General features: G+C 72.3%; 17 protein-coding genes. 2 read left to right on the forward strand and 15 right to left on the reverse strand.

The window, feature by feature from the left end; all coding sequences use genetic code 11:
- Positions 1 to 91 precede the first annotated feature (91 nt).
- On the reverse strand, positions 92 to 3,238 hold the full coding sequence (locus OHS71_RS13170) for a putative bifunctional diguanylate cyclase/phosphodiesterase (RefSeq protein WP_328479571.1): 3,147 nt from the start codon (positions 3,236 to 3,238) through the stop codon (positions 92 to 94).
- Positions 3,239 to 3,649: 411 nt separating this feature from the next.
- Positions 3,650 to 4,603: a 2-hydroxyacid dehydrogenase gene (locus OHS71_RS13175; protein ID WP_328479572.1), complete on the reverse strand. Its 954-nt coding sequence runs from the start codon at positions 4,601 to 4,603 to the stop codon at positions 3,650 to 3,652.
- Positions 4,604 to 4,678: 75 nt separating this feature from the next.
- On the opposite strand from OHS71_RS13175, the gene OHS71_RS13180 reads away from it, so the two are divergent.
- Both OHS71_RS13180 and OHS71_RS13185 read left to right on the forward strand, forming a co-directional pair.
- Positions 4,679 to 5,674, forward strand: a complete 996-nt coding sequence (locus tag OHS71_RS13180) for an aldo/keto reductase (RefSeq protein WP_328479573.1) — start codon at positions 4,679 to 4,681, stop codon at positions 5,672 to 5,674.
- Positions 5,675 to 5,776: 102 nt separating this feature from the next.
- A complete protein-coding gene (locus tag OHS71_RS13185; protein ID WP_328479574.1) occupies positions 5,777 to 6,940 on the forward strand; it encodes a PQQ-dependent sugar dehydrogenase in 1,164 nt (387 codons plus the stop codon).
- Positions 6,941 to 6,950: 10 nt separating this feature from the next.
- Here the strand turns inward: OHS71_RS13185 and OHS71_RS13190 are convergent, their stop codons facing one another.
- The 13 genes from OHS71_RS13190 to ligA form a co-directional block, all read right to left on the reverse strand.
- A complete protein-coding gene (locus OHS71_RS13190; RefSeq protein ID WP_328479575.1) occupies positions 6,951 to 7,148 on the reverse strand; it encodes a DUF6191 domain-containing protein in 198 nt (65 codons plus the stop codon).
- Positions 7,149 to 7,171: 23 nt separating this feature from the next.
- Positions 7,172 to 10,279 carry a helix-turn-helix transcriptional regulator gene (locus OHS71_RS13195; RefSeq protein WP_328479576.1) on the reverse strand — a complete coding sequence of 1,036 codons (3,108 nt, stop codon included), beginning with the start codon at positions 10,277 to 10,279 and terminating at the stop codon, positions 7,172 to 7,174.
- Between the two features lie 95 nt (positions 10,280 to 10,374).
- Entirely contained in the window at positions 10,375 to 10,584 is a 210-nt protein-coding gene (locus tag OHS71_RS13200; RefSeq protein ID WP_328479577.1) for a hypothetical protein, read from the reverse strand.
- A 195-nt stretch (positions 10,585 to 10,779) separates the two neighbouring features.
- The gene (locus OHS71_RS13205) at positions 10,780 to 11,379 is read right to left on the reverse strand and encodes a hypothetical protein (RefSeq protein WP_328479578.1); all 600 of its coding nucleotides are present in this window, start codon (positions 11,377 to 11,379) and stop codon (positions 10,780 to 10,782) included.
- Between the two features lie 35 nt (positions 11,380 to 11,414).
- Positions 11,415 to 11,990, reverse strand: a complete 576-nt coding sequence (locus OHS71_RS13210) for a GNAT family N-acetyltransferase (protein WP_328479579.1) — start codon at positions 11,988 to 11,990, stop codon at positions 11,415 to 11,417.
- Positions 11,968 to 14,196 (reverse strand): MMPL family transporter, encoded by a 2,229-nt coding sequence (locus OHS71_RS13215; RefSeq protein ID WP_328479580.1) that lies wholly within the window; start codon positions 14,194 to 14,196, stop codon positions 11,968 to 11,970. The genes OHS71_RS13210 and OHS71_RS13215 overlap by 23 nt, the downstream gene beginning before the upstream one ends.
- A 208-nt stretch (positions 14,197 to 14,404) precedes the next feature.
- Positions 14,405 to 14,866 (reverse strand): hypothetical protein, encoded by a 462-nt coding sequence (locus OHS71_RS13220; protein WP_328479581.1) that lies wholly within the window; start codon positions 14,864 to 14,866, stop codon positions 14,405 to 14,407.
- Between the two features lie 96 nt (positions 14,867 to 14,962).
- Entirely contained in the window at positions 14,963 to 16,477 is a 1,515-nt protein-coding gene (gene gatB, locus OHS71_RS13225; protein ID WP_328479582.1) for an Asp-tRNA(Asn)/Glu-tRNA(Gln) amidotransferase subunit GatB, read from the reverse strand.
- A 15-nt stretch (positions 16,478 to 16,492) separates the two neighbouring features.
- Positions 16,493 to 16,732: a hypothetical protein gene (locus OHS71_RS13230; protein WP_020131415.1), complete on the reverse strand. Its 240-nt coding sequence runs from the start codon at positions 16,730 to 16,732 to the stop codon at positions 16,493 to 16,495.
- Positions 16,729 to 18,231 carry an Asp-tRNA(Asn)/Glu-tRNA(Gln) amidotransferase subunit GatA gene (gene gatA / locus OHS71_RS13235; protein WP_328479583.1) on the reverse strand — a complete coding sequence of 501 codons (1,503 nt, stop codon included), beginning with the start codon at positions 18,229 to 18,231 and terminating at the stop codon, positions 16,729 to 16,731. The genes OHS71_RS13230 and gatA overlap by 4 nt, the downstream gene beginning before the upstream one ends.
- Before the next feature lie 5 nt (positions 18,232 to 18,236).
- Positions 18,237 to 18,533, reverse strand: a complete 297-nt coding sequence (gatC, locus tag OHS71_RS13240) for an Asp-tRNA(Asn)/Glu-tRNA(Gln) amidotransferase subunit GatC (protein ID WP_007384860.1) — start codon at positions 18,531 to 18,533, stop codon at positions 18,237 to 18,239.
- A 105-nt stretch (positions 18,534 to 18,638) separates the two neighbouring features.
- Complete coding sequence (locus tag OHS71_RS13245; RefSeq protein ID WP_328479584.1) at positions 18,639 to 20,894, reverse strand: putative bifunctional diguanylate cyclase/phosphodiesterase; 2,256 nt, start codon at positions 20,892 to 20,894, stop codon at positions 18,639 to 18,641.
- A gap of 268 nt (positions 20,895 to 21,162) precedes the next feature.
- Positions 21,163 to 23,355 (reverse strand): NAD-dependent DNA ligase LigA, encoded by a 2,193-nt coding sequence (gene ligA, locus OHS71_RS13250; RefSeq protein ID WP_328479585.1) that lies wholly within the window; start codon positions 23,353 to 23,355, stop codon positions 21,163 to 21,165.
- Between the last annotated feature and the right edge of the window lie 9 nt (positions 23,356 to 23,364).

The following is a 23,364-nucleotide window of genomic DNA, read 5'->3' on the forward strand; positions in this document are numbered from 1 at the left end:
CGGAGCGTCACCAGCTTCAGCCGACGCGCTTTCCAAGTACGAGAATTCGGGTGCGCATGGCATTGACCCTCCCCCCGGCGCGCACCGACTGTCAAGTGGGTGGGACGGGCGTCTCATTATGTGAGCGAAGGGCACTTCCGCTCCCCAGGACGGCTGTGACACCGCCGGCGACGCCACCGGCGTGTACACCACTGGTGTACACCCCTGAGCCTCCGCCCGCGAACACCGGCTCGGCCGGGCCGTGCGGCACCGGATACCGGCCCGTGGCGAGGGCCCTGCGCAGCCGGTACTCGTCGAGCGGCGCGGAGAACGCCATGCCCTGGCCGTGGGTGCAGCCCATCGCCCGCAGGGCGACCACCTGCTCGGGCAGGTCCACGCCCTCGGCGACCGACGGGAGCCCGAGATCGGTGGCGATCCGCAGCAGGCCACTGGTGATCTTGTGCAGCCGCGCCGACTCGACGACCCCCTCGACCAGCGAACGGTCGAGCCTGAGCACGTCGATCGGGAGCCGGCGCAGCGCCGTGAGGGCCCCGTAGCCGCTGCCGAAGCCGTCGAGGGCGATCCGTACCCCGAGCCGGCGCAGCGCCCCCAGGCGGCGCTCCAGCTCGTCCAGCGGGACCCTCGGGTCGGTGTCGGACAGCTCGACCACCAGGGAGCCCGACGGCAGCCCGTGCCGCGTCAGCAGCGCCTCCACGGAGCCCAGCGGCATCGACCGGTCCAGCAGCCGCCTGGCGCCCACCCGCACGACCACCGGCAGGGTGAGTCCGCTCACGGCCCGGTCGGCGGCCTGCTCGACTGCTTCCGCCAGCATCCAGCGCCCCAGCTCGGCCGTCCTGTCGCTGTCCTCCGCGACCCGCAGGAACTCGGCGGGCGTGAAGAGCACTCCTTGGGAGGAGCGCCAGCGCGCCTGCGCGGCGACAGACGAGATCCGGCCGTCCTCCAGGCGCACCACCGGCTGGTGCAGCAGCGCGAACTCGCCGTCGTGCAGCGCGGCGCGCAGCCGCGTGGCCAGCTCCGCCTTGCGGACGACGTCCTGCTGCATCTGGGGCTTGTACAGCTCGACCCGGCCCTTGCCGCCCGCCTTGGCGCGGTACATGGCGAGGTCGGCGTTGCGCAGCAGCTCGCCGGCGCCCAGACCGGGTTCCGCGAAGGCGACGCCGATGGACGCGGCGACGCGGACCTCGTTGCCGTCGATGAGATAGGGCTGCGACAGCGTGAGCCTGAGGCGGTCGGCGAGTTCCGCTATGTGGCGTTCCCGGGCGGCGCGGTCGCGGGTGCCGTCGCCGACGATCAGGGCCGCGAACTCGTCGCCGCCCAGCCGGGAGGCGGTGTCCCCCTTGCGGACCGCGTCCTGGAGCCTGCGGGCGGCCTGCACCAGCAGTTCGTCCCCGGCCGCGTGGCCGATCGTGTCGTTGACCGCCTTGAAGCCGTCGAGGTCGATGAAGAGGACGGCGGTGTTGCGCAGGGCGGGGCCGCGGTCCGAGCTGCGGCGGCCGGACAGGGCCTGCTGCACGCGGCGGGTGAACAGCGCGCGGTTGGGCAGGTCGGTGAGCGGGTCGTGCTCGGCGTTGTGCTGGAGTTGTGCCTGGAGCCGCACCCGCTCGGTCACGTCCCGGCTGTTGAAGATCAGGCCGCCGTGATGGCGGTTGACGGTCGACTCGACGTTGAGCCAGCCTCCCCCGCCCGCGGCTCCGCCCGAGCGGGAGGCGCCCCCGTCACCGGAGCGGAAGCGGCACTCGATGCGGGTGGTGGGTTCCTCCTGGGGATCGGCGGCGAGGAACCGGCGCACCTCGTGCACCACACAGCCCAGGTCCTCGGGGTGGATCAGGTCGGCCAGTTCCGAACCCACCAGGTCCTCGGCGGACCGTCCGTAGACCCCGGCGGCGGCCGGGGAGACGTAGCGCAGGACGCCGCTGGGCGCGGCGATCATGATGACGTCGCTCGAGCCCTGCACCAGGGAGCGGAAGTGGTTCTCCTTCTGGGCCAGTTCCTGGGTGAGGGTGATGTTGTCGAGCAGCATGATCCCCTGTCGCACCACGAGGGCGAGCACGACCGTGCCTCCGGTCAGCAGCACCACACGGTCGACGCTGCGGCCGTTGAGGACGTTGTAGAGGATCCCCAGGGTGCAGACGGCCGCGGCGAGATAGGGCGTGAGGGCGGCCAGGGACCCGGTGATGGGCCGCGTGACGGGATACCGGCCCTGGTCGCCTCCCTGGGGGGCCGCCGGGTCGGACGTCCGTCCGGCCGGCCGGTCGGGCCGCTGCCCCGGGGCCTGCGCCGCGGTGGCGGACGCCGGTTGCGCCGGCCCGCGCGGGCGCCTTGCGGGGCGCTGGCCGGGTACGTGTTCGTGCACCACACGCGTGTGCCCCTCATCCGCGGCGGACCCCTGCCGGCGGGAGGCGGCCCAGGGCGCGTACGCCAGGAGCAGCGAGCCCGCGAACCACCCCGCGTCGAGGAGCTGGCCCGAGCGGTAGTTGTTGTGCAGCAGCGGCGAGGTGAACAGGGCGTCGCACATCACGGTCAGGGCGAGCGCACCGACGGCCGTGTTGACCGCCGTGCGGTTCACCGGCGTGCGCCGGAAGTGCAGCACCAACACCATGCTCACCAGGGCGATGTCGAGCAGCGGGTACGCCAGCGACAACGCGGCGTGGGCCACGCTCGGCCCGTCGAACTTCGCCGCCTGGGCGAGCGCGAGGCTCCAGGAGAGGGTGAGCAGCGAGCCGGCGATCAGCCAGGCGTCCAGGGCCAGGCAGACCCAGCCCGCCTTCGTCATCGGGCGGGCGGCGAGCACGAGCAGCCCCACGATGGCGGGGGGTGCGAAGCAGAGGAAGAACAGGTCGGCGAAGCTGGGGCTGGGCACGGGCCGGCCGAGGACCACTTCGTACCACCCCCAGACCAGGTTGCCGAGGGCCGCCATCGCCGAGGAGAGCGAGAACAACAGCCAGGCGGGTCGAAAGCGGACGCGGCGGGTGCGCGCGTAGAGGAAGCACGAGACGGCGGCGGTCCCCGCCGCCGCGGTCAGCCCGAAGTCGCCCATGATCAGTGCGAGTTGGTCCGATCCCCAGCCGAGCGCGGAACCGACGGCGTATCCCGCGCACAGGAAGGAGAGAAGCAGTTGGTGGATCAGGTTCGATCCGGGGCCGCCGGTGGACGACGGCGCGGTGCGCGGCGTCCCCGTCGAAGGCTGTGTCCGCAGCGCTCCGTCGAGGAGGGTCGTGGAGGTCGGCGGCGAACTCACCGGACCCTCCCGGTCCGCGTCACTCCCGGATCCCTCGGGTCCCGGGCCGCCGGTGGCGCGTGCTTCCCGTGGCTGCCGCACCTGTGACGGTGACGGCCGTGATGAGTGCCGTGACCGTGTCGGCGCGCGGTGGAGCGCCAGGGTCGCCGTCGGCGGCTCCGCCGCGTCGGATCGTTCGTCCATAGGCCGTGCATCGCCCGTCGCCCCCCTCACAAGTCTGAAATGTCCATCCCTGGCGCCGAACGTGCGCGGCGCAGCCCCTGTCGGGACGATACACCAGTCTCGTCACTCAGGGACATAGTTCCTCTACGCTGCGTGACGATCATCGGCATATGCGCCCGGACGAGGTACGGAGCGCGTCCGGGGGACTGCGGAGGGTGCCCGATTCGGGCCGCGGGAGTGCCGCGGCCGTCACGAACCGTTCGCCGTGCCCGTCGTCAGGATCACGTTGCGCAGCGGCTCCCGGTTCACGAAGCGCCCCAACTGGTCCACCAGCAGGCGCTCGGCCCGCGGCAGGAAGGCGGAGGTGGGTCCGCCCACGTGCGGACTGATCAGCACGCCCGGCGCGCTCCACAACGGGTGGCCGGGGGGCAGGGGTTCGGGGTCGGTGACGTCCAAGGCGGCGAGAAGACGGCCGCCGCGCACCTCGTTGAGCAGCGCCTCGGTGTCGACGACCGGGCCGCGCGCCACGTTCACGAGCAGCGCGCCGTCCTTCATCCGCGCCAGGAACCCGGCGTCGACCAGGCCGGTCGTGCTCTCGCTCAGGGGCGTGCAGAGGATCACGACGTCCGCCTCGGGGAGCAGGGCCGGAAGTTCGGCGATCGGGTGCACGGGACCGCGCGCCGTCGTGCGCCAGGAGCGCGCGACGCGCGCCACCCGCGCCACCTCGAAGGGGACGAGCCGGTCCTCGATGGCCGAACCGATGGAGCCGTAGCCGACGATGAGCACGTTCTTGTCGGCGAGCGCCGGCCGGAACCCGCCGAGCCACTCCCCGCGTTCCTGGGCCCGTACGAAGTCGGGGATCCCGCGCAGCGACGCGAGGGTCAGGGTGAGCGTGAGCTCGGCCGTGCTCGCCTCGTGCACCCCGCGCGCGTTGCAGAGCCGCACTCCGGGACGCAGGGACGCGAGGGCCGGCTGCACGTGGTCGATGCCGGCGGACAAGGTCTGCACGACTTCCAGTGAGCTCATGGCGGGCAACGGCCGCTGCCCGAGGGCGGCGGGCTTCATGTAGGGGACGACGTAGAAGGCGCAGTCGGCCGGGTCCGCCGGAAAGTCCTCCTCACCGTTCCAGAAGCGGTAGTTCGGCCCCTGGGGGAGGCCCTTGATCTGTTCCGGCGGGATGGGAAGCCAGACGTCAGCACTCATGGTCAGGAGGCTATGTCAGGCACGCGCGCGTCCAGAGGTTAGGTTGGGAGGCCGGGAGAGGGAGGGTCCGAGCAGGTGGAGCGCAGGACGATCGGCGCGGGGGCGCTCGAGGTGGGGGCCGTCGGTCTCGGGTGCATGCCGATGAGCTGGGCGTACAGCGGGTCGCGGCAGCGGGGCGACGAGTCGCTGAGGGCGGTGCACCGGGCGCTGGACGCGGGTTCGTCCCTGCTGGACACCGCCGACATGTACGGCCCGTTCACCAACGAGCTGTTGGTGGGGCGGGCGTTGAAGGAACGGCGCGAGGACGCGTTCGTGTCGACGAAGGTCGGTCTGCTCGTCGGTGAGCAGCACATCGTGGCCAACGGCCGGCCCGGCTATGTGAAGCGTGCCTGCGACGCTTCCCTGCGGCGTCTACAGACGGACGTCATCGACCTCTACCAGCTGCACCGGGCCGATCCCGAGGTCCCGGTCGAGGAGACCTGGGGCGCGATGGCCGAGCTGGTGCGGGCGGGCAAGGTGCGGGCGCTGGGGCTGTGCGCGGTGGGGGCCCGGGGTGGTCGCCGGTCGGGCGGGCTGTACGACGGAACGATTCGGCAGCTGCGGCGGGTCCAGCAGGTCTTCCCGGTGAGCGCGGTGGAGGCCGAGCTGTCGGTGTGGTCGCCCGAGGCGCTGGACACCCTGCTGCCATGGTGCGAGGCGCGCGGCGTCGGCTTCCTGGCGGCGATGCCGCTCGGCAACGGTTTCCTCACCGGGACGCTGACCCCGGGCCAGGGGTTCGAGCCGGACGACATGCGTGCCCGGCATCCCCGTTTCACCGCCGAGATGATGGCCGCGAACCAGCCGATCGTCGTCGGTCTGCGCCGGATCGCCGCGCGGCACGGCGGAAGCGTGACGGCCGCGCAGGTGGCCCTCGCCTGGGTGCTGGCACAGGGCGGGCGCGTGATCCCGGTCCCGGGCGCCAAGCGGGAACGCTGGGTGGCGGAGAACGCGGCGGCGTCCGGGCTGCGTCTGACACCGCGGGACCTGACAGAGGTGGCGGCGCTGCCGGGGGCCCGCGGCTCGTGGGAATAGTGCCGCTTTCGGGTCGTGACGGCGCGGATCGGGAACCCGTGAGGCCCGAGCGGCGTAGGAACAGGTGAAGCCTGCCGCGGGAACCGCCGTGCCGAAGGGACCGTGATCGTGCGACGTCGAGCTGTGTCAGCCGTGTTGGCCGCGAGTGCTCTGCTGGGGACGGCCGGCTGCTCCTCCGGCGGCGGCGGGGGGCCGTCGGGCGCCTCCGTCAGCGCGTCCCCGAGCCGCTCGGCGGCGCAGAGCTCCCCGGCAGCCGAGGAGACGCCGCCCGCGAAGGGCACGGTCGAGGTGGTGCGCACGGTCGCCGAGGGCCTGAACACCCCCTGGGGCCTGGTCCCGCTCGCCGAGGGCGGCCTGCTGGTCGCCTCCCGCGACAAGGGGACGATCACCCGGGTGGACACCAGGACGGGGAAGAAGACGGAGCTGGGCGAGGTGCCGGGGGTCTCGGCGGCCGGCGAGGGCGGCCTGCTGGGGCTGGCCCTCTCCCCGGACTACGCCTCGGACCGCATGGTCTACGCGTACTTCACCTCGGCCTCGGACAACCGCATCGTCAGGATGATCTACGATCCCGCGCGGCCCGCCGGCGACCAGCTGGGGGCGCCGGACACGGTCTTCAAGGGCATCCCGAAGGGCATGATCCACAACGGTGGCCGGATCGCCTTCGGCCCCGACAGGATGCTCTACGTCGGCACGGGCGAGAGCGGCGACCGGGGTCTGGCCCAGGACACGAAGTCCCTGGGCGGCAAGATCCTGCGGCTGACCCCGGAGGGCGAACCGGCCCCCGGCAACCCGTTCCCGGACTCCGCGGTGTACTCCTACGGCCACCGCAATGTGCAGGGGCTCGCCTGGGATGCCAAGCAGCGTCTGTTCGCGGCGGAGTTCGGCCAGAACACCTGGGACGAACTGAACGCGATCGAGCCGGGCGCCGACTACGGCTGGCCGGCGGCCGAGGGCAGGACGCAGGACGCGAAGTTCCGCAACCCGGTGGCCCAGTGGCATACCGCCGACGCCTCCCCCAGCGGCATCGCCTACGCCGAGGGCTCTGTCTGGATGGCGGGGCTCAGGGGGCAGCGCCTGTGGCGCGTCCCGCTGAAGGGCACGGCGGCCTCCGCGGATCCGCAGGCCTTCCTCGAGGGCGACTACGGCCGGCTGCGCACGGTGGTGTCCGCGGGCGGCGGCACCCTGTGGGTCACCACCAGCAACACGGACGGCCGGGGCGACCCGAAGACGGGGGACGACCGGATCCTGGAGCTACGCGTCAGCTGAGCCGAGGGCGTCACCCGTCCTCCGCCACCGGCCTGTCCGGTGCGGTCGGCTCGTCGCGCCGCACCACGACCTTCCCGGACGCGAGGTCTATCGGCCCGCGCCCGGGATCACCGTCGCCGACGTCCTCACGGGTCAGTTCCAGTCGGTTCTGCTCGTCCCGGGTGTGCTTGCGGCCCGGCGCGAAGAGGTCCTCGAAGGCGTTGAACATGCGTTCTCCCTGGTGGCCTGGGTTCACTGTCGCGCGATCAGCCGTTCTTCGGCGCCCGGCGGGAACAGTCCCAGCCGGTGGGCCACCGCCGCCGCCTCACCGCGGCCCGAGACGTCCAGCTTGGACAGGATGTTCGAGACGTGGACGCTCGCCGTCTTCGGAGAGATGAAGAGCACCTCGGCGATCTGCCGGTTGGTGCGGCCGGCGGAGACTAGCCGCAGGACATCGCGTTCCCGGCCGGTCAGGCCCAGCGCCGCCAGGGGGTCGCCCGGTGCGTCCGGCGGATCCGCGGCCGGGGTCAGCGGCAGCCGGGCGCGCCGGCCGAGGAGGGTGACGGCTTCGGTGAGGGGACGGGCGCCCAGGTGGGCGGCGACCGCGTGGACGAGGCGGAGGAGCTCGCCCGCCCGCTCGCGCTCGTCGTCGCCGCCGAAGGAGAGGAGGGCCTCGGCGAGGCGGTGGCGGGTGCGGGCGAGGTCGTAGGGACGTTCCAGGCGCTCGAAGGCGGCGACCGCCTCGGACCAGTCGTCCGGGTCCGTCCGGCCCTCGGCGCGCCTCAGTTCGGCCCGCACCCAGCGCTCGTGGGCCTGCCAGACGGGGGCGATCGTGGGGAGTCTCCTGGCGGCCGCCCGGATGCGGTCGAGGACCTCGGCACGGCCCTGGTCGGCGGCGGGCAGCGCGCGGGCGTCGCCCTCGGCGCAGGCCGCGGCGAGCAGCAGCGGCCAGGCGTAGCGCTGGGTGCCGGGCTGGAGGTCACGGTCGAGTGCTAGGGCGAAGCGGGCGCGCGCGTCCAGGGGGCGGCCCCGGGCAGCGGCGAGTCCGACGGCCAGGCGGGTGAGGGGGAGGCAGTTCTGCGGGGCGGGTTCCTGGCGGGCGAAAAAGCCCTCCGCTGAGCCCAGTTGACGTTCGGCCTCGGCGAGATCGCCGCGGACGAGGGCGAGTTCGGCGCGGAGAGTGGCGTGGAAGCCCTGGACCGCCACGCCCTGCCCCACCCTCCCCCAGCGCCTGTACGGCGCGGGGGCACCCACGGCGGCGCAGGCCCGGTCGGCCTCCGTCCATCGGCCGAGGGAGATGAGGGACTCGGCCAGGTTGCCCCGCACCCAGGCCTCGGAGTCGGGCGGGCCGTGCCTCCTGGCGAAGGCGAGGCCCTCCTCCAGGAGGGGGACGGCCTCCCGGGAGCGGCCGACGGCCTCCAGTTCGGAGGGGAGGTTGACGTAGGCGTTCAGCGCGACGGAGGGCGTGCCTTCGCCGAGGGCCTGTTCCCTGACCTCGTGCAGTTCCGCGAGTCCCGCCTCGATATGCCCGGCGTCGACCATGAGGACGCCGAGGACCTGGCGGGCGTCGAGCTCGATCTCGCGGGCGCCCACCAGACGGGCGTACTCCACGGCCCGCTCGGCAGCCCGGTAGGCGTCGGGGCCCGGGGCGTGGACCAAGGACCAGCAGGCGATGTCGGTGAGCACCTCGGCGTGCACCTCGTTGGGTGGCAGACCGCGCAACAGGTCCTGTGCGGTGGCCAGTTCCTCGCGGCCGCCGCCCCTGCCGAGCGACTGCACGAGCCTGCTGCGCTGGACCCGGAACCAGGCGGCGCGCAGCGGGTCGTCCTCGTCCTTCAGCAGGCGCAGCGCCCGCTTGGTGATCTTCAGGGCGCGTTCGCGTTCCCCGCAGTGGCGGCCGGCGACGGCGGCTTCGGCCATCAGGTCGAGGTAGCGCAGCGGAGTGGCGGCAGGATCGCAGCCGGTCGGGGTCCCCCCACGCCGTTCGGGCGGTGCAGGAGCGTACGCCTGTATGTGGTCGACGCGGCGCAGTGCGTTCCTGATGTCCTCGGGAACGGTCTCCCACAGCTCCATCGCCCGTTCCAGGAGCCGTAGTTGCTCGCTGTAGGCGCGCCGGGAACGGGCCTCCACGGAGGCGTCCAGGACGGCGGGGAGGGCTTTGGCCGGGTCATGGGCGTGGTACCAGTAGCTGGCCAGCCGCATGACGCGTTCACCGGCGGGGACGAGGCCCGGATCGTCCTGAAGGGCCTCGGCGTAGCGGCGGTTGAGGCGGGCGCGCTCGCCGGGCAGCAGGTCGTCGCTCACCGCCTCGCGGACCAGGGAGTGGCGGAAACGGTAGCCGTCGCCGTCCGGGGTGGTGAGCAGGATCTTGGCGCCCACGGCGGCGCGCAGTGCCTCGAGAAGCTCGTCCTCGGCGAGCCGTGCGACGGCGTCGAGCAGCCGGTACTCGACGGCGGAGCCGCCCTCGGCGACGATCCGGGCGACGTACTGGGCGCTCTCGGGCAGCGCCTCGACCCGGACGAGCAGCAGGTCGCGCAGGGTGTCGGTGAGGCCGGCGCAGCAGCCCTCGTGCGCCGCCACGGCGAGTTCCTCAACGAAGAAGGCGTTGCCGTCGGAGCGTTCGAAGATGTCGTCGACCTGGGCGGGGTCGGGCTCGGCGGCCAGGATGCCGGCGATCTGGCGGCAGACCTCGTCACGGGTGAAGCGGGCGAGATCGAGGCGCCGGACGGTACGCAGCCGGTCGAGTTCGGCGAGCAGGGGGCGCAGCGGGTGACGGCGGTGGATGTCGTCGGCGCGGTAGGTGGCGAGGACGACCAGACGGCCGGAGCGCAGGGTGCGCAGCAGGTAGGACAGGAGGTGGCGGGTGGAGGCGTCGGCCCAGTGCAGGTCCTCCAGGGCGACCACGACCGTGCGCTCGGCGGCGACGCACTCGAGGAGCCGGGCGGTGAGTTCGAAGAGGCGGGCCATGCCCTCCTCGTCGTGGCGCCGGCCGGGGGAGGTCTCCCGCAGTTCGGGCAGCAGCCGGGCGAGTTCCTCCTCCTGGCCGGCCGCGGCGGCGGCCACTTCGTCCGGCAGGGCTCGGCGCAGGGCGCGCAGGGCGGTGGAGAACGGGGCGAAGGGCAGCCCGTCCGCGCCGATCTCTACACAGCCGCCGAGTGCGACGACGGCGCCCCGGCGACGGGACGCCGCGGCGAACTCCTCGACGAGTCTGGTCTTGCCGACCCCGGCCTCCCCGCCGATGAGCAGGGCCTGCGGCTCTCCCGCGGAGGCACGGGTGAGCGCGTCGTTCAGGGTGTCCGACTCCTCGGCGCGGCCGACGAACACGGGGCTGACGGACCTGGTCTCCACGGTGGCGAGCATCGCACGCCGGTGCGACGACGGCCCAGCGGATATCACCGCGACCCCCGCGGGAGGGCGGCCGACCCCCGTGCGGCCGCCCTCCCCCGCCTCCGTGATCACGCGGGCCGGGCGAACCGGAGCCGGCGGAGGAAGCGGGTATGCGACTCGCTGCCGGCGCCGCCGTCCGACCGCTCGGCGGCGCCGCGTCCGGCCGTCTCACGGCGGGCGGCGCGGCGGCCGCGGACGGCCTCGCGGGCCTGTCGCTCGCCCTCGGCCCGGCGACGCAGTTCGGCGGAACGGGCCTGCTGGAGCTCGTACTCGTACATGGTGTGTCCCCTGAGATCGGTTGTTCCGGCTTCGCTTGCTGCGATGCCTCGACTTTCGTCTGCGAGGGGGGTCCGCCACATCGGGAGAGTTCCGCATCTTTCCCGGCGGACGGCGCCTTAGACGCGCCCGAGGGGCCTCAGTGACGGCCGTAAGCAGCTCACGGTCGACTAAGGCCCCTCATGACCTGCGGGTTCTCAACCGGCGGACGGCAGTCCGAGCAGAGCGTCGGTGTACTTGAGCACGGCCAGGAGCAGGCCGATGACGCCGAGCGCGACGCCGGCCCAGGACACGGACTTGATCCAGGGGGCCTGCGGCCTGCCGGGAGCGCCGAAGGCGGGCCGGGCCAGGACGACCACACCGATGACCAGTGCGGCCAGCGCGAACAGGCCGGCCCACAGTGCGGTGGTCTGCCAGGCGTCGCCGTAGACCTCCTTGATCTGGGTGGCGACATTGGCGCTGGACGAGGTCTGGAGCTGGCCGACCAGCGTCTCGCGGGCGGCGGCGACGGTGCCGATCCAGCCGCCGGTGAGCGACACGAGGCCGAGCGCGACGGAGACGACGGCGCCGGCGCCCTGGCCGACCCCGGTGGAACCCTCCGCCCGGTCGGCGCTCTCCTCGGCGAGGCCCTCGTCACCGTCCGCGGTGTCGTCGGCGGCGGTGTCCTCGACGGCTTCCGCCTCCGTCCCGGTCACTTCGTCCGGGGTCTCGCCCTTCGTGACGTCCACCTTCTCCTGGTCGCGCTTCGCCTCGGTGCCGGATTCCGCGCCGGCCTCGTCAACAGTCTTGGTTCCCATACCTCGCACCGTACGGACGCTCTCTGAGAGGTCCCTTAATGATCGTTGTGAGCGCCGCGCGCGCGTGCGTCGCGCCACTCCTGGGCGAGCACGGACCACACCTCGAGGTCGTGCCGCACCCCACGATAGGGGTACGACTGCCGGCGGACGCCGTCGCGGGTCATTCCCAGCCGCCGGGCCACGTCCAGGCTGGGCGTGTTCCCCGCGGAGGCGATCCACTCGACCCGCTGGATGCCGCGCTGCTCCACCGCGAAGTCGATCAGCACCCGCATGGCCCGGGTGACCAGCCCGCGTCCGGTGCCGGCGGGTTCCAGCCAGCAGCCGACCTCGCAGTTGGCGTCCGCGGCGTCGAAGTTCAGGAAGAGCACACCGCCCACGAGCCTGCCGTCCAGCCACAGGCCGTGCAGCGAACCGGTGTCGGCGGCGCGCATGTCGGCGTACCTCTGGAGCGCCGCCCGCGCGGTGGCCACGTCGGTGGCCTTGGAGCCGAAGGGGACGTACTGGTTGATGAACTCCCTGCCCCGCTCGAGATGGGCCAGGAACTCCTCGGCGTGCCAGGGCTCCAGCGGGCGCAGCTCGGCTCCGTCGTCACCCAGCGATATCGCGTACATCCGGCCGCCGCTCCTTCTCCAGTGCCTCCATTACCTCGGCGAGCCTCTCATGGGCGGCCCGGCACTCCGGCGGCTCGATACTGATCCGCGGCAGGTGGCGGTCGAGGCGGCGGGGCAGCCACCAGTTGGCGCTGCCGAGCAGGTGCATGAGGGCGGGCACGAGCAGGGTCCGCAGGACGAAGGCGTCGAGGGCGACGGCGGCGGCGAGGGCGATGCCGAACATGGCGATCACCCGGTCGCCGCTGAGGACGAAGGCGAGGAAGACCGAGATCATGATGACGGCGGCGGAGTTGATCACCCTGCTGGTCTCGGCGAGGCCGACCCGGACGGCGCGCCGGTTGTCGCCGGTCTCCAGCCACTCCTCGTACATCCGGCTGACCAGGAAGACCTGGTAGTCCATGGAGAGCCCGAACAGCACCGACACCATGATCACGGGAAGGAAGGGCTCGATGGGCCCCGCGCGCCCGAGCCCCAGCAGCTCGCTCCCCCACCCCCACTGGAACACGGCGACGACGATCCCGAAAGCGGCGGCGACGGCGGCGACGTTCATCACGGCGGCCTTGAGCGGTATCCCGACGGACCTGAACGCGAGCAGGAGCAGCAGACAGCCCAGGCCGATGACGACGCCGACGAACAGCGGGAGCTTGCCGACGATGACGTCCGCGAAGTCGTCGTAGCCGGCCGTGACGCCGCCGACGTGCACGTCCAGGGAGGTGCCGGCCTCGGCACGGGGCAGCACCTCGGTGCGCAAGCGGTCGACGAGCTCACTGGTGCGCTGCGACTGCGGGGCGGACTCCGGCACGACGGTGAGGTACGCGGTGCGGCCGCCGGAGGCGAAGGTCACCGGTGTCACCGAGGCCACGCCCTCGGTGGTGCGCAGGGCGGCGTCCAGGTTGTCGAGGGCGAGCCGGTCCTCGCCGTCCGCGACACGGGTGACCAGGGTCAGCGGACCGTTCACCCCGGGCCCGAATCCGTCGGCGAGGAGGTCGTAGGCCTGGCGGGTGGTGGCCGACTCCGGGCCGTTGCCCTGGTCGGAGGTGCCCAGGCGGAGCGAGAAGGTGGGCAGGGCGAGCACGGCGATCACGGCCAGGGCGAACGCGCCGAGCAGCTTGGGGTGGCGCTCCACGAACGCCGACCAGCGGGCGGCGAGGCCGGTCGGCAGCTCGGGCTGGGGTCCGTGTTCGGCGAGGCGGCGGCGTTCGCGGCGGCTGAGGGCGCGCATGCCGATGAACGACAGCAGCGCGGGGAGCAGCGTGACGGAGGCGGCGACCGTGAGGATCACGGTCAGGGAGGCGGCGATCGCCACGCCGTTGAGGAAGTCGAGCCGCAGGATCAGCATGCCGAGCAGGGCTATGCACACCGTGGCGCCGGCGAAGACGACCGCGCGTCCCGTGGTGGCGACGGCGTTCGCGGCGGCCTCGGCGACGGTGAGCCCGCGCTTCAGTCCGCGCCGGTGTCTGGTCACGATGAACAGCGCGTAGTCGATGCCGACGCCGAGTCCGACGAGCAGGCCGAGCATGGGCGCGAAGTCGGCGACGGTCATGGCGTGTCCGAGGAGCGCGATGCCCGCGTACGCGGTGCCGACGCCGACCAGGGCGGTGGCGATCGGCAGGAGGGAGGCGGCGAGCGAGCCGAACGCCAGGAACAGCACCACCGCGGCGACGACCACCCCGGCCACCTCGGCGAGATGCCCGCCGGAGGACTCGGTGAGCCCGATCGCGCTACCGCCCAGCTCGACCTGGAGGCCGTCGGTGCCGGCGGCTTGCGCGGCGTCGACGACGGCCTGCGCCTCGGTCCTGTCGACGTCCTCGGCGCGGTCCTCGAAGGTGACGGTGGCGTAGGCGGTGTGACCGTCCTTGCTGATGCGCGCCCGGCCCTGGTCGTCGTAGGGGCCGGCGACGAAGGCCACGCCCGGCAGCTCGGCGATCTTCTCCAGCGCGCCGTTCATGGTCTGTTCGACGGCGGCGGCGCGGACGGAGCCCGACGCGGTGTGCCAGACGACGGTGTCGCTGTCCCCGCCGAGGCCGGGGAAGCCCTCCGCGAGCAACCGGGTGGCGCGGCCGGACTCGGTGCCGGGGACCTCGTAGTCGTTGGAGTACGCGGAGCCGACGGCTAGCGCGGCGGTGGCGGTGCCGCCGAGGGCGAGGAGCCAGATCAGTACCGCCATGAGGCGGTTGCGGACACACCAGCGTGCGAGGGCTGCCACTTGACGTGCTCCCGGAGGGCGAATTGTGGATCTTTGACCGGGAACAGTCGTGCCTGAACTGAACAGCCCGCAAAGAACGTATGAGCGATGCGAGGCCACTCTTGCAGGTGAATATGATCGTTTGCCGCGTTCGTGGGTCTTTTCACAGGAGTGCGAGGCACGTCACAGGACAATAACGGCCGCTGTGTCATGCCTCGTCGCACACGTGTCAGTCGGCCTGGTCGCCGATCGCCATCACCATCACCCCGGCGATCAGCAGCCACAGCGCGCGCCGGGTACGGCCGCGGGAGCCCAGGAGGGCGGCGAGGGCGCAGACGGCGGCGCCGAGGGCGTAGGCCGCCGGGACGAGCGCGGGGGCGGAGCCGGTGAGGCGCAGGAGGGACGCGGCGAGTCCGGCGAGGGTGAGCAGCGCTCCGGTGCCGGTCGCCGTCCAGCGGGCCCGCCGGGCGTCCTCGACCCCGTGCGGCTCGTCCGGGTCGGTGTCCGCGTCATCCGTGCCGTCGACCGCGTCCTCGCCCGGCGTGGTGCCCGCGTCCTCGTCCGTGTCGTCGTCCGTGCCGGTCGGTTCTGGCGCGTCGGCGGCCTGGGGCGTGCCGGTCGTCCGGGGTGTTCCGGCGCGCGGGCCGCCGTGTATGTCGTCCTGGGTGTCGGAGTCGGTTCGTGCCCTCATGGCGGGCGAGCGTAGCGCGTCGAGCCGAGAGGAGAGACGCCCCGGGGGGACGCGCCGGTGCGGCGCGTCCCCTCGGGGTCGGGCGGAACGGCGGGCTCAGCCCTCGCTGACGCCCAGCTTCTCCAGGATCAGCTCCTTGACGCGGGCGGCGTCGGCCTGCCCGCGCGTGGCCTTCATCACGGCGCCGACCAGGGCGCCGGCCGCCGCCACCTTGCCGCCGCGGATCTTGTCCGCGATGCCCGGGTTGCCGGCGATGGCCTCCTCGACGGCGGTGGTGAGCGCGCCCTCGTCGGAGACGACCTTCAGACCGCGCTTGTCGACGACCTGGTCCGGGGTGCCCTCGCCCGCGAGGACACCCTCGATGACCTGACGGGCGAGCTTGTCGTTCAGATCGCCCTTGTTCACCAGCTCGGTGACCCGGGCGACCTGCTCCGGCGTGATCGCCAGCTCGTCGAGCGGGACGCCCGACTCGTTGGCGCTGCGGGCCAGTTCGCCCATCCACCACTTACGGGCGGAGGCCGCGTCGGCACCGGCGTCGATGGAGGCGACGATCAGGTCCAGGGCACCGGCGTTGGTGATCGACTGCATGTCGTTGGCGGAGATGCCCCACTCGGCCAGCAGCCGGTTGCGCCGGGCGAGCGGCAGCTCCGGCAGCCGGCCCCGGATCTCCTCGACCCACGCGCGGGACGGGGCGATCGGCACCAGGTCGGGCTCCGGGAAGTACCGGTAGTCCTCGGCCTCCTCCTTCACGCGGCCCGAGGTCGTCGACCCGGTGTCCTCGTGGAAGTGGCGGGTCTCCTGGATGATCGTGCCGCCGCCGTTCAGCACGGCGGCGTGCCGCTGGATCTCGAAGCGGGCCGCGCGCTCCACGGACCGCAGCGAGTTCACGTTCTTCGTCTCGGAGCGGGTGCCGAACTTCTCCCGGCCGTGCGGGCGCAGTGACAGGTTCACGTCGCAGCGCATCTGGCCCATCTCCATCCGGGCCTCGGAGACGCCGAGCGCCTTGATGACCTCGCGCAGCTCACGGACGTACGCCCGCGCGACCTCGGGGGCGCGCTCGCCGGCCCCCTCGATCGGCTTGGTGACGATCTCGATCAGCGGGATGCCGGCGCGGTTGTAGTCCAGCAGGGAGTGGGACGCGCCGTGGATACGACCCGTGGCGCCGCCGACGTGCGTCGACTTGCCGGTGTCCTCCTCCATGTGGGCGCGCTCGATCTGCACGCGGAAGGTCGTTCCGTCCTCCAGCTGTACGTCGAGGTAGCCGTCGAAGGCGATCGGCTCGTCGTACTGGGAGGTCTGGAAGTTCTTCGGCATGTCCGGATAGAAGTAGTTCTTCCGGGCGAAGCGGCACCACTCGGCGATCTCGCAGTTCAGCGCGAGACCGATCTTGATCGCGGACTCGATGCCGATCGCGTTGACGACCGGAAGCGCGCCGGGCATGCCGAGGCAGGTGGGGCAGGTCTGCGAGTTGGGCTCGGCGCCCAGCTCGGTCGAACAGCCGCAGAACATCTTCGTCCTGGTGCCGAGTTCGACATGGACCTCGAGGCCCATGACGGGGTCGTACGACGCCAGAGCGTCCTCGTACGACACCAGGTCGGTCGTGGTGGTCACGGTGAAACTTCCCTCTCAGCCCAGCAGGACGTCGTCGTCGCCCAGCCGCTTCAGCTCGCGGTAGAGGATGGCGAGGCCGGTGACGATGGCGACGGCGGACACGGTGGCGTCGATCAGGACCAGCGTGTCCTTCTCGGCGCGGGCCTTCTTCAGCCGCTTGGCGACGCCGAACGCGCCGAACGCGGTTCCGGCGATGGACAGGTACGTACCGGACTTGGACTTCTTGAAGCCCTTGGCCTTGTTCAGTGCGCTCACAGCGACGGAGCCTCCTCGAGAAGCGGGTGCCCCCACCTTTCCACGAAGGCGGCCTCGACGGCGGCGCCGACCTTGTACAGCCGGTCGTCCTTGAGCGCCGGGGCGATGATCTGCAGGCCCACCGGGAGGTTGTCCTCCGGGGCGAGACCGCAGGGCAGCGACATGGCCGCGTTGCCCGCGAGGTTGGTCGGGATGGTGCACAGGTCCGCCAGGTACATCGCCATCGGGTCGTCGGCGCGCTCGCCGATCGCGAAGGCGGTGGTCGGCGTCGTGGGCGACACGATCACGTCGACCTGCTCGAAGGCCTTCTCGAAGTCCCGCGTGATGAGCGTGCGGACCTTCTGGGCCGAGCCGTAGTAGGCGTCGTAGTAGCCGGAGCTCAGCGCGTACGTGCCGAGCATGATGCGGCGCTTGACCTCGGGGCCGAAGCCCGCCTCACGGGTGAGGGAGGTGACCTCCTCCGCCGAGTGGGTGCCGTCGTCGCCGGTGCGCAGGCCGTAGCGCAGGCCGTCGAAGCGGGCGAGGTTGGACGAGCACTCGGACGGCGCGATCAGGTAGTACGCCGACAGGGCGAGGTCGAAGGACGGACAGTCCAGTTCGACGATCTCGGCGCCCAGCTCCTTCAGCAGCGCGACGGACTCGTCGAACCGCTGGATGACGCCTGCCTGGTAGCCCTCGCCCCGGAACTGCTTCACGACGCCCACGCGCATGCCCTCGACGCTGCCGTTGCGGGCGGCCTCGACGACCGGCGGGACCGGGGCGTCGATGGACGTGGAGTCCAGCGGGTCGTGCCCGGCGATGACCTCGTGCAGCAGCGCCGCGTCCAGGACCGTACGGGCGCAGGGGCCGCCCTGGTCGAGGGAGGACGAGAAGGCGACCATGCCGTACCGCGAGACCGCGCCGTACGTCGGCTTCACGCCGACCGTGCCGGTGACGGAGGCGGGCTGGCGGATGGAGCCGCCGGTGTCGGTGCCGATGGCCAGCGGCGCCTGGAAGGAGGCGAGCGCGGCGGAGGAACCGCCGCCGGAACCGCCGGGGATCTTGGTGAGGTCCCAGGGGTTGCCGGTCGGGCCGTAGGCGCTGTTCTCGGTGGACGACCCCATGGCGAACTCGTCCATGTTGGTCTTGCCGAGGATGACGACGTCGGCGGCCTTCAGCCGCTTGGTGAGCGTCGCGTCGTACGGCGGGATCCAGCCCTCGAGGATCTTCGAACCGACGGTCGTCGGGATGCCCTCGGTGGTGAAGATGTCCTTGAGCGCGAGCGGGACGCCCGCCAGCGGGCCGAGCTTCTCGCCCCGCTCCCGCTTCTCGTCGACGGCGCGGGCCTGGGCCAGCGCGCCTTCACGGTCGACGTGCAGGAAGGCGTGGACCTTCTCGTCGACGGCCTCGATGCGCGCCAGGTGCGCCTCGGTGACCTGGACGGCCGTGAGCTCGCCGGAGGCGATCTTCTCGGCGGTCTCGGCGGCCGTGAGCCTGATGATGGTGACGTTGTCCGTCATGGCGGTTAGTCCTCCCCCAGGATCTGCGGCACCTTGAAACGCTGCTGCTCCTGGGCCGGGGCGCCGGAGAGCGCCTGCTCGGGGGTGAGCGACGGACGGACCTCGTCCGCCCGCATGACGTTGGTCAGCGGGAGCGGGTGCGAGGTCGGCGGTACGTCTTGGTCGGCGACCTCGCTGACGCGGGCGACCGCGCCGATGATGTCGTCCAGCTGTCCCGCGAAGTGTTCGAGCTCTTCGGGCTTCAGCTCCAGACGCGCCAGCCGGGCGAGGTGGGCGACCTCCTCGCGCGTGATGCCAGGCATGCAGCGTTCCTCTGGGGTGGAGTGAGTGTGTGGTTTGGGCCCAATCCTAGGGGGCGGGGCTGTCAACCCGTGACACGGATACTCCGAGGCTCTCCGGGACGGGGGCTACTCGTCCGACGCCGCCGCCGGGAGTGCCGCCGCCGGGCGCTGCCAGCCGCGTGAGCCGCGGGCCCGCAGCCAGGCGGTCGTCTCCTCCGGGGGCATCGCGGCGGCCACCAGCCAGCCCTGTACGGCATCGCAGCCGAGGTCGCGCAGACGCTCCCAGGTCTCGTCGTCCTCGACGCCCTCGGCGACCACCAGCAGGCCCAGCGAATGCGCGAGGTCGACCGTGCAGCGCACGATCTCCGCGTCCTCGGTGTCGACGGCCAGCCGGGCGACGAAGGAGCGGTCGATCTTCAGCTCGCTCACCGGCAGTCGGCGCAGATGCACCAGGGAGGAGTAACCGGTGCCGAAGTCGTCCAGGGACATCTTCACGCCGTGCCCCGTCAGGCCGTTGAGGGTGTCGGCGGCGCGCTGCGGGTCCTCCAGGAGGACGTGTTCCGTTATCTCCAGCTGGAGCGCCCCCGCGGGCACTCCGTGCCGGGCCAGCCGGGCCGCGACGGAGCCGGCGAAACCCGGTGTGTGGACGTCGCGGGGGGAGACGTTGACCGCGACCGGCACGTACAGCCCCTGGGCCCGCCACCGCGCGACCTGGCCGAGCGCCGTGTCCAGCACGTACTCCGTCAGGTGGGGCATCAGCCCGGAGGACTCTGCGATCGCTATGAACTCGTCCGGCGGTACCTTCCCGCGCTCCGGGTGCACCCAGCGCACCAGCGCCTCCAGCCCGGCCACCTGCCCGTCGAAGCGGACCTTCGGCTGGTAGTGCAGCTGCACCTCGTGCGCGTCGAGCGCCCGGCGCAGATCGCCCAGCAGTCCGAGCCGGTCGGGGGTGTTGGAATCACGCTTGGACTCGTAGACCTCCACGCCCGTGCGGTCCCGCTTGGCCTGGTACATCGCCACGTCGGCCCGGCGCAGCATGCCCTCCGCGTCGAGGGCGTGGTCGGGGAAGACGGCGACGCCGGCGCTGGCCTCCAGGACGAGGGTGAGGCCGTCCAGGTCGAGCGGCGTGCCGAGGTCGGCGATCAGTGCGCGGGCGACCCTGGAAGCCGAGGTCGTGGAGTCGGCGACGGGCAGTAACACGGCGAACTCGTCCCCGCCGAGCCGCGCCACCTCCGCCCCGCGCGGGAGGGCGAGCCGCAGCCGTTCGGCTATCTGGAGCAGCAGCCGGTCGCCGGCGAGATGGCCGAGGGTGTCGTTGACCGACCGGAAGCGGTCGAGGTCGATCAGCATCAGCGCGGCCCGGGCGCCGATGCGCTCGGCGTCGTCCAGGGCGGTCCAGATGCGCTCCAGGAGCCACTGACGGTTGGGCAGCCCGGTCAGCGGGTCGCGCAGTTGCTCCTCGGCACGGGCCCGGGCCATCCACAGGGTGGAGTCGAGGGCGATGAGCGGGATCGCGAACAGCGGCAGCAGGATCGGCTTGGCCACGGCCACCACGCAGATCAGCGGAGCGATCCCCAGCAAGGCGACCGCGACCAGGCCCTGTCTTACCAGGGCCGTACGGGCGACGGTGGGCAGCCCGCCGGCGCGGGGGGCGTGCAGGTACCAGAGCAGGACGCGGGTGACCGCGAGGTAGGCGACTGCCACCAGGACCACCTGGGGGCCGGTGTAGACCGTCCAGGTGTCCGGGGTCCAGGGATGTTCCACGGACGGCACCCGGCCACAGGCGGCGAGCAGCAGCGCGCCCGTGCCGATGCCGAGTATGTCCACCGCGCCGTGCAGGACGCCCTGCCGCCAGCGGTGGCGCCGGGCTATGCCGACCAGGACGACGACGGTGAGGCTCACCAGACCGGCCGGCACCCAGCCGTACAGCAGCAGGACGGCGAGGGTGAGGGCGGCGCCGGAGCCGGTGCCGCCCCACCAGCGGGCGCGGCCGAGCAGGACCAGATGGCCGACGACGACGCCGACGAGGAGGGCCAGGGCCCAGCCGGCCGTACCGGACGGGAAGAGCGCGTGGTAGCCGGTGAAGGCGCGGTAGAAGCCTGCGCCGAGGGCGAAGGCGGCCGCGGAGACGACGGTCGCGGGCAGCGCGGGCCAGGACAGGTGCCGGTCGGCGTCGGCGTCGGGCAGCCCCGGGTGCGGCGCGGAGGAGACACGGGGGTCGAGGACGGGATGCGGGGCGGTGAGGGCCGCGGTGTGCGGCGGGGGCGCCTGCACGCCCTCGGGGCGCTCGGAGCGCTCCGTCCACCGGCTTCCCCACCAGACGCCGGCAACCCGGCGTCGGCGCAGCCGTGCGTCCGGGGCGGCGCTCTCGGTCGGTTCCATTCCCGTCCCTCTCACAGCCTGCGGTGCCCGACACACGCGGCCCGTCGCCCGACAACCCCGGGCGGCGCCGCGTCGGAGAACCCGTCCCCCCGCTCACCTGGAGCACGGGGATGCCCCGGCCGCGGCTGGGCACGGCGGGCGCACGTCTCAACAGTAGGCCGCAGAAGGCTTCCACGGGCAGCGGTCGTCGACGGTTGCCCGAATGCGTCCCGGCCACCCGTATGCATCTGGTATGCGCCGATCGGGTGGCCTTCAACCGCCACTCTGGCTACTCCTCGATCGGGAGTGCCGCTTCGGCGGCCGCCTCAGGACCCTGTTCCAGCAGGACGGTGAAGCCGTCCTCGTTCAGAACCGGCACCTTGAGCTGCATCGCCTTGTCATATTTCGAACCGGGGCTGTCACCCACAACGACGAATGACGTCTTCTTGGATACCGATCCGGTCACCTTGGCCCCACGGCTCTGGAGGGCGTCCTTGGCGCCGTCGCGGGTGAAGTGTTCGAGGGTGCCGGTGACGACGACCGTCAGCCCTTCGAGGGGACGAGGCCCCTCGTCCTGTGCGGAACCCTCCTCCTCCATGCGGACGCCGGCGGCCCGCCACTTGCGCAGGATCTCCTGGTGCCACTCCTCGGCGAACCACTCCTTGAGCGAGGCCGCGATGATGGCACCGACCCCGTCGGTGGCCGCCAGCTCCTGCTCCGACGCCTGCTCGATCCGCTCGATCGAACGGAATTCGCGGGCCAGCGCCTCGGCCGCGACCGGCCCGACGTGACGGATCGACAGGCCGGTGAGGATGCGCGCCAGCGGGCGTTCCCTGGCGGCCGCGATGTTGTCCAGCATGGCGAGGGCGTTCTTCTTCGGCTCGCCCAGCTGGTTGGCGAAAACCGTGGCGATCTTCTCCTCGCCCGTCTTCGGGTCTCGCTTGGGCAGACCGCTGTCCTGGTCGAGGACGTACGCCTTGATGGGCAGCAGCCGGTCGATGGTGAGGTCGAAGAGGTCGCCCTCGTCCCGCAGCGGCGGGTCGGCCGGTTCCAGCGGATTGGTGAGGGCGGCCGCGGCGACATAGCCGAAGTGCTCGATGTCCAGCGCCCTGCGGCCGGCCAGATAGAACAGGCGCTCACGCAGCTGGGCCGGGCAGGAGCGGGCGTTGGGGCACCGCAGATCGATGTCGCCCTCCTTCATCGGCCGCAGCGCCGTACCGCACGCCGGGCACTCGGAGGGCATCACGAACGCGCGCTCGCTGCCGTCCCGCAGGTCGACGACCGGGCCGAGGATCTCCGGGATCACGTCACCGGCCTTGCGCAGCACCACGGTGTCGCCGATCAGCACGCCCTTGGCCTTGACGACCTCCTGGTTGTGCAGGGTGGCGAACTCGACCTCCGAGCCCGCCACCGTGACCGGCTCCACCTGCGCGTACGGCGTCACGCGGCCGGTACGGCCGACACCCACGCGGATGTTGACCAGCTTGGTGTTGACCTCCTCCGGCGCGTACTTGTAGGCGATCGCCCACCGGGGTGCACGCGCGGTGGACCCGAGCCGGCCCTGGAGGCGGATCTCGTCGAGCTTGACGACCACGCCGTCGATCTCGTGCTCCACCGAGTGCCGGTTCTCGCCGTAGTACGCGATGAACGCCCGTACCCCGTCGAGGTCCCCGACCACCTTGTTGTGCCGGGAGGTGGGCAGACCCCAGGTCTTGAGGAGGTCGTAGGCCTCCGACAGCCGGCCGAGGCCCTCGTAGCCCTCCAGGGCGCCGATGCCGTGCACGACCATGTGCAGCGGACGGGAGGCGGTGACGCGGGGGTCCTTCTGGCGCAGTGAACCGGCCGCCGCGTTGCGGGGGTTGGCGAAGGGCTTGTCGCCCGCCTCGACCAGACGGGCGTTGAGCTCCTCGAACTTCTCCATCGGGAAGTAGACCTCGCCGCGGATCTCCACCAGGGACGGGACGCCGTCGCCAGTGAGGCGGTCGGGGATCTCCGCGATGGTGCGCACGTTGGGCGTGATGTCCTCGCCCGTGCGGCCGTCGCCCCGGGTCGCCGCGCGCGTGAGACGGCCGTTCTCGTAGGTGAGGTTGACGGCGAGCCCGTCGACCTTGAGCTCGCACAGGAAGTGGTACGCGGAGGCGCCCACGTCCTTGTGGACGCGCTCGGCCCACGCGGCGAGCTCCAGGTCGTCGAAGGCGTTGTCCAGGGAGAGCATGCGCTCGCGGTGCTGGACGGCGGTGAACTCCGTGGCGTATGCGCCCGCGACCTTCTGGGTCGGCGAGTCGGGCGTCCGCAGCTCCGGATACTCCTCCTCCAGCGCCTCCACGGCGCGCAGGAGCCTGTCGAACTCGGCGTCGCTGATGACGGGAGCGTCCTTCACGTAGTACCGGAAGCGGTGCTCCTCGATCTGCTCAGCCAGCTGCGCGTGCTTCTCCCGTGCCTCGCTGGGCACCGTCGTCTCCGCTTGCCTGTCGCCGGCCACCGTGTTGTC

This window comes from Streptomyces sp. NBC_00377, assembly GCF_036075115.1.
Lineage (GTDB): Bacteria > Actinomycetota > Actinomycetes > Streptomycetales > Streptomycetaceae > Streptomyces.

Bases quoted from the DNA above. Each gene is read 5' to 3' on its own strand.
- OHS71_RS13175 (WP_328479572.1), bottom strand. From the start codon at position 4,603: ATGAGTGCTGACGTCTGGCTTCCCATCCCGCCGGAACAGATCAAGGGC.
- OHS71_RS13190 (WP_328479575.1), bottom strand. From the start codon at position 7,148: ATGTTCAACGCCTTCGAGGACCTCTTCGCGCCGGGCCGCAAGCACACC.
- OHS71_RS13195 (WP_328479576.1), bottom strand. From the start codon at position 10,279: ATGCTCGCCACCGTGGAGACCAGGTCCGTCAGCCCCGTGTTCGTCGGC.
- OHS71_RS13200 (WP_328479577.1), bottom strand. From the start codon at position 10,584: ATGTACGAGTACGAGCTCCAGCAGGCCCGTTCCGCCGAACTGCGTCGC.
- OHS71_RS13205 (WP_328479578.1), bottom strand. From the start codon at position 11,379: ATGGGAACCAAGACTGTTGACGAGGCCGGCGCGGAATCCGGCACCGAG.
- OHS71_RS13210 (WP_328479579.1), bottom strand. From the start codon at position 11,990: ATGTACGCGATATCGCTGGGTGACGACGGAGCCGAGCTGCGCCCGCTG.
- OHS71_RS13220 (WP_328479581.1), bottom strand. From the start codon at position 14,866: ATGAGGGCACGAACCGACTCCGACACCCAGGACGACATACACGGCGGC.
- gatA (WP_328479583.1), bottom strand. From the start codon at position 18,231: ATGACGGACAACGTCACCATCATCAGGCTCACGGCCGCCGAGACCGCC.
- gatC (WP_007384860.1), bottom strand. From the start codon at position 18,533: ATGCCTGGCATCACGCGCGAGGAGGTCGCCCACCTCGCCCGGCTGGCG.
- OHS71_RS13245 (WP_328479584.1), bottom strand. From the start codon at position 20,894: ATGGAACCGACCGAGAGCGCCGCCCCGGACGCACGGCTGCGCCGACGC.